Origin of the sequence: Bacteroides sp. AF25-38AC, from assembly GCF_003602995.1 — a bacterium.
Classification (GTDB): domain Bacteria; phylum Bacteroidota; class Bacteroidia; order Bacteroidales; family Bacteroidaceae; genus Bacteroides; species Bacteroides uniformis.
Window position 1 is genome coordinate 1 of the sequence record NZ_QTMD01000066.1, and the last position, 5506, is coordinate 5506.

Consider the following 5506-nt stretch of genomic DNA (forward strand, 5'->3'; position numbering starts at 1 on the left):
TATTGCATTGGCAATCAATTCGTTATAAAGTTTTATTCTTTTTACGACAGTCCCTAATTTAAGCCTACAAGATATATCAAAGACAGCCTGAAGAACCTTATTGTCTGTGAAGATAGTGTTTCATAATCTATATACTTGAGGCAGGCTGTCTTTTTCACTCTACAAAATAATAAAAAGCCTTCCGGAATACAGTGAACACTACCAGTAAGAGAATTACAACCGGAACCTGACTCTACAGATTAACACCATTATCCGGAAGGCTTGGATAGATAGAACGAAAATGTATGAGGAATGTTTGGCTATCTTAAGGCTCTTATTTTTATCACAATAAATACTTTGCTACAGACTTCCAATTTGGAAACTGTTCAGAACCGAATAATATAAGCTTGCCTTTAAAATTAGCAGCACCATTCTTCTTCCTATCATCTATTAAGTAATCACCTGCATTCAAGTTTTTATGATGCGACAAGATTAAACGCTTATGGCATACTTCACCCAAATAACGTTTTACCCATTCCAATTTATCAGACCATGCACTTGGGTTGTCCCATGGAGCTGTTGATAATATGTAAATGTCATATTTGTTCTTTAAACAATTTATAGCATCTATTGCTCCTTCATTGGGTTGCATTTTGGAAAATATATTAGGGACTCTATCATAGCACCCCGCGTATTGTTTTTTTAGCTTCTCACTTAAGGCGTTTATGCCAGATTGGAAGTTTACCAACACATTATCCATGTCTACATATAGTACTTTCTTATTTGAGCACCGTTCGAGGTAATCCAATGCTTTTTTATATGTTTCCATTTTCCAATGTGGCTTACCATCCAAACGGGACAAATCCATATTGTCTTTCAAATCTTGTATTTTGACTTTTACGGCAAGTGGATTGGTTGCTACACGTTGGATGAATGTTTGGTAGTCCTCATCTTCTATTTGGGTCAGACACTTTAAAGCAGCCAACACTTCGTCACTAAACCCTTGTGCTTTTAATTCTTCCAATGTCATAGAGGTATCTTCTACCACATCGTGTAACAATGCCACAATCTTTTCATCTTCTGTTTGGCAATGTAATGCCACCCTTGTAAGGTGAAGTTTGTAAGGAGCGCCAGCTTTGTCTGTCTGCCCCCAATGAGCCTTGTAAGCAATATCTAAAGCCTTGTTCAACATATTATTTTAGTCGTTATAAATTATTCATCGGTTAGTGGTGCACGTGGAATGGAAAATGTGTCTTCATCCAAAAAGCCACCTGTCATTTCAATATAGTCATATATAATGTTGACAATATGTTCCAACTTACCATACGAAAACATAATCTTCTTTTTTTTTAATTGATGGTCTATATAATTTACAGTTTCTTCAAAATTTACATAATTACCAAAACCTATAACATCATTCCAGTAATTACTGAAAGCTGTATCAATTGCTTCCCAAATAATTATTGGAAGTTCAAATTTAATTCGATTATATACAGCAACTTTTACTCTATCTGCATTTATAGAACCTGTGTCCATTTCAGTTTACGATATTGTTAAAGTTTGAACTACACCTGACACAAAGATAACCAAAAAAGTTAGGCTTGCCGATTTTTTAGCTAAATTAACGTGAAATAAAATTAGAAAATAGCGAGTTGCTTGCTATTGATGAATTTTACATCAATAGCTGGTTGCTTCTCAAAAAAGCAGTATGCCGCGATAGCCGACAAGGAATTGGCTATAAAGTTATTGAATGAACGATGTCTGGAGTGTTCTATCTGCGCAATGTTCTTCAGTTCGTCATTGACCGTTTCAATCAAAGCCCTTTTTCTTAGCAGAATCTTGTCGGCAATACTCATCAGTGAATTCTTCATATTATTTTTAACTTTAGTGACAAGCTGTATACCATTAAGGAAAAGGTTCTCAAACAGAGCCTAACCAATATATCCTTTGTCTGCGCATAGTTTTCCTTTGCTGTTCTCCAGAAACTTACCTTGCTTCAACGGTTCCCGGTCATCCACGTTTTCAGGCGTGAACATGAAATTGAGAATCTCACCCTTGTCATTGACTATCAGATGCAGCTTGAATCCGAAGAACCATCCCATTGAACTTTTTCCACGTTCGGCAAGTTCCTCAAATGTCTTATGAATAAGGATTCTTTGGTTACGACAAACACGTAAAGGAGTGGAGTCAACAAAACTGATACCGGTACAGGTTCCCAACAGTACTTTTTTGATGAAGATGGTCATGGGAAGCAATACTTCCTTCTCCAGTTCCACAAAACGGTTATAGGAAACCTGACGCGGAAAAAGGTGTTTCAGATGTTTACAGACATATTCCTTATAGTAATGCTTGAAATAGCGGAAACCACCGGAGTGAAACAGGATTAGAATAACCATAATCTCAGCATCACTCATACGGTTGGGCTTGTTACGATGCCTGGTCTTCTTATACTCAATCATATATTTTTCCTGTTGCAATCTAAATTCCTTGCAAAAATCATCGGCCATACAATAAATCTCTGCAACTTTAGACTCTGGAAACATAGCGGTAATCGTTTAAATGTTATATTCAGCACTATAAATTTAACACTTTTATCGCTATGTTTCTAATTATCAGAAATATATATTTATTCTTATTTCGAACTCACGTTAAAGTATGATGTTATTCAGATTGTTAATAACGTATAAAAATAATGCCGGGGAGCAGGACGCTCCCGGGAATGACAAATGTGATGGTTGTCGATTAATGTAGCGGTATCGTTATCCCTCTGGAGATTCAAACCCGATGAAGTGCATAATGGGTACCGCTGCCTTCATGATACGTGTCCCTTTCCCTACTGCTACGCATTCCGGATATTATTGTGTATGGACCGGCGCAATTTTCCGGATGCGTGCCGGAAGAGGAATGGGACTCTGGGGCAAGTAGGATAGAGGATGCCTGGCAAGAAACATGCAGGGAGTTCGGGTCGGATAGAGGGAAAGGGATGGGGGAAAGTACAAACGACGGGGCAAAAAACGTCGTGTGACGAGTATGGCGTTTCATCTTCGGGACAACATCGTCAACGGCAATTTAAAGAACATCTATCGGAACAACAGGATATTGCTACATATATGAAAGAGCCGGATTTGGCATGGACAGCATCTGTCGATGTGACCTGAAGCGGTATGGGTTAGTTCAAATGTTTTGGCGGCCATGCCTGTCCCTTGACGGACAGTAGTGATATTTCTCATTTTTAGAATGGGACATGCAAGTTTTTTATATGGGGAGGATGTGGCAATATTTTAAATAATAATATACCTTTGCATTTACATTAATCCAGTTAATGGATAAATGGTATATTACGTTTGATGTCTTATAATCCATTGGACCTATTTTGATTCCTGTAAATAATGATTAAATTCTGTAATTATGAAAACTGTAGCTTATGCCCCCTTTGCCTCTCCACTCTATGTAATGTTAAAGCCGGTAGGAGCCGTATGCAATCTGGCATGTGATTATTGCTACTATTTGGAAAAGATGAGTCTTTATGAGAACAGCCCAAAGTATGTGATGGGCGAAGAGCTTCTTGAAAAGTTCATAGAGGAGTATATCAATTCCCAAACCATGCCACAGATACTTTTCACCTGGCACGGTGGAGAAACTCTGATGCGTCCTCTCTCTTTCTATCAGAAAGCGATGGAGTTGCAACAAAAATACGCCAAAGGCCGTACTATAGACAATTGTATACAGACCAACGGAACCTTGCTGACCGATGAATGGTGTAAATTCTTCCATGACAACCACTGGCTGGTGGGAGTTTCCATTGACGGTCCACAAGAATTCCATGATGAATACCGTAAGAACAAGCAAGGCAGGCCTTCTTTTGTAAAAGTCATGCGAGGCATCCACCTGCTGGACAAACATCAGGTCGAATGGAACGCATTGGCTGTTGTCAATGATTTCAATGCCGGTTATCCAATGGACATTTACCACTTCTTCAAGGAGATCGGTTGCCGCTACATCCAGTTCACTCCGATTGTGGAACGCATTTATCAGCATACGGATGGCCGCCATCTGGCGGCATTGGATGAAGGGGGCTGTGAAAGGCTGGCGGATTTTTCGGTGACCCCTGGGCAATGGGGCAATTTTTTATGCACAATTTTCGATGAATGGGTCAAGAACGATGTAGGCAGATGCTATATCCAGCTGTTTGATTCCACCCTCGCCAATTGGGTGGGCGGGCAACCCGGGGTTTGCACAATGGCAAAGACTTGCGGGCATGCCGGAGTGATGGAGTTCAACGGGGATGTGTATTCGTGTGACCATTTTGTTTTTCCACAATACAAGTTGGGCAATATTTATTCTAAGACTCTGGTGGAAATGATGTACAGTGAACGTCAGAGATCATTCGGGCAATCCAAACAAAGTTCTTTGCCGGCCCAATGCAGGGAATGCCGCTATCTGTTTGCCTGTAACGGGGAATGCCCCAAGAACCGTTTTTGCAAAACGGCATCTGGAGAACCTGGATTGAATTATCTTTGCAAAGGTTATTATCAGTTCTTTGACCATGTGGCTCCTTACATGGATTATATGAAGCGGGAATTGATGCAAGGGCGAGCGCCTGCAAATATAATGGAAGCCATTCGCAAGGGCGAGCTTTAGAAAGTGACAAGAAGGTTGTACCCGTTTTTCTGACTGTCTTCTTGTTCCGGTCTGCAAAGATGAAACTCCATTGCCGCTTTAATTATTGCGGCTTGTTTGCCCTGTCATTCCATCCTGCATTCCAGTTATGTGCATAAGAGTGTCCTGCTTGTATTGTAAAAGACAAGCAGGACTGATTCCGCCTTAAAAATGGTTTGTCTTATTTTGAGATACGTCTTCAAGTCAGGATAGCATTGGGGGGACATTTTGGCGGTTCGAGTGACGGCATCACGGAATATCCGGGAGAGCCTGCATCTTCAGTACTGTAATGCGGTAATTTCAAGTACCGGCTTGCCGCATGCCAATACTTGTAGTGCCAAGTTGCCCCAACAAGTGCATTGCTGGAGCCGGATCAATCTTGTCTTGGGTATATGACTTGAAACAATCACGGTTGATGGGATTTTTGGAACTGGCTGCCATCAGGACCGATGTCTTGTCGTGTGCTTAAGCGATAAGGCAATGGCCGATTGGATGTTCTGCGTCCGCTGATATTTCCTATAGTGGAACCGCCGGTTCGGCTACCGGTTCAGACCATGAAAGGAAATTTGAATCATTGTGCCTTATAATACGTAACATACTTGTTGGCAGATCTTTAACAGAATGTGCGATTTCGGGTTGACACTGGTCCCGGGCGCTATTCTCCCAATACATATAAATAATTATAACGAATTAGCTAAAAAGCTTGCATGATTGGAATATAATATTTATATTTGTGCTGTGATAAATAACTGATATTACAAATTCAAAAATAAAGCTATCTATAAAAAGATGTTGCCGTTAAAAAAAACATCGCTGAAGGATATTGCTGAAGCTGCAGGCGTTTCAACAGCATTGGTTTCGTTCGTTT

The 5506-nt window shown here is 40.3% G+C and carries 6 protein-coding genes and 1 pseudogene; 3 read left to right on the forward strand and 4 right to left on the reverse strand.

The features are described from left to right. Positions 1-322: 322 nt before the first annotated feature. The 3 genes and pseudogenes from DWY55_RS21525 to DWY55_RS21535 form a co-directional block, all read right to left on the reverse strand. The gene (locus DWY55_RS21525; RefSeq protein WP_120178388.1) at positions 323-1171 is read right to left on the reverse strand and encodes a 5' nucleotidase, NT5C type; all 849 of its coding nucleotides are present in this window, start codon (positions 1169-1171) and stop codon (positions 323-325) included. 20 nt (positions 1172-1191) lie between these two features. Then, entirely contained in the window at positions 1192-1515 is a 324-nt protein-coding gene (locus DWY55_RS21530) for a hypothetical protein (RefSeq protein ID WP_117721023.1), read from the reverse strand. Positions 1516-1616: 101 nt separating this feature from the next. Further along, positions 1617-2522 (reverse strand): annotated as a pseudogene (locus tag DWY55_RS21535) (IS982 family transposase). 241 nt (positions 2523-2763) lie between these two features. Between DWY55_RS21535 and DWY55_RS22140 the strand changes: the two are divergent. From DWY55_RS22140 to DWY55_RS21540, 3 genes are all read left to right on the forward strand, one after another. Continuing rightward, positions 2764-2904 (forward strand): hypothetical protein, encoded by a 141-nt coding sequence (locus tag DWY55_RS22140; protein ID WP_165859535.1) that lies wholly within the window; start codon positions 2764-2766, stop codon positions 2902-2904. 8 nt (positions 2905-2912) lie between these two features. After that, positions 2913-3137, forward strand: coding sequence for a hypothetical protein (locus tag DWY55_RS21885; protein WP_133303499.1), 225 nt, complete (start codon positions 2913-2915; stop codon positions 3135-3137). 250 nt (positions 3138-3387) lie between these two features. Further along, entirely contained in the window at positions 3388-4620 is a 1233-nt protein-coding gene (locus DWY55_RS21540; protein ID WP_120178390.1) for an anaerobic sulfatase-maturation protein, read from the forward strand. 318 nt (positions 4621-4938) lie between these two features. Here the strand turns inward: DWY55_RS21540 and DWY55_RS22145 are convergent, their stop codons facing one another. Beyond that, complete coding sequence (locus tag DWY55_RS22145) at positions 4939-5079, reverse strand: hypothetical protein (RefSeq protein ID WP_165859536.1); 141 nt, start codon at positions 5077-5079, stop codon at positions 4939-4941. Positions 5080-5506 lie beyond the last annotated feature (427 nt).

Coding starts and splice junctions, on each gene's coding strand:
- DWY55_RS22140 (WP_165859535.1), top strand. CDS start 2,764: ATGAAGTGCATAATGGGTACCGCTGCCTTCATGATACGTGTCCCTTTC.
- DWY55_RS22145 (WP_165859536.1), bottom strand. CDS start 5,079: ATGGCAGCCAGTTCCAAAAATCCCATCAACCGTGATTGTTTCAAGTCA.
- DWY55_RS21885 (WP_133303499.1), top strand. CDS start 2,913: ATGCCTGGCAAGAAACATGCAGGGAGTTCGGGTCGGATAGAGGGAAAG.
- DWY55_RS21530 (WP_117721023.1), bottom strand. CDS start 1,515: ATGGACACAGGTTCTATAAATGCAGATAGAGTAAAAGTTGCTGTATAT.
- DWY55_RS21540 (WP_120178390.1), top strand. CDS start 3,388: ATGAAAACTGTAGCTTATGCCCCCTTTGCCTCTCCACTCTATGTAATG.
- DWY55_RS21525 (WP_120178388.1), bottom strand. CDS start 1,171: ATGTTGAACAAGGCTTTAGATATTGCTTACAAGGCTCATTGGGGGCAG.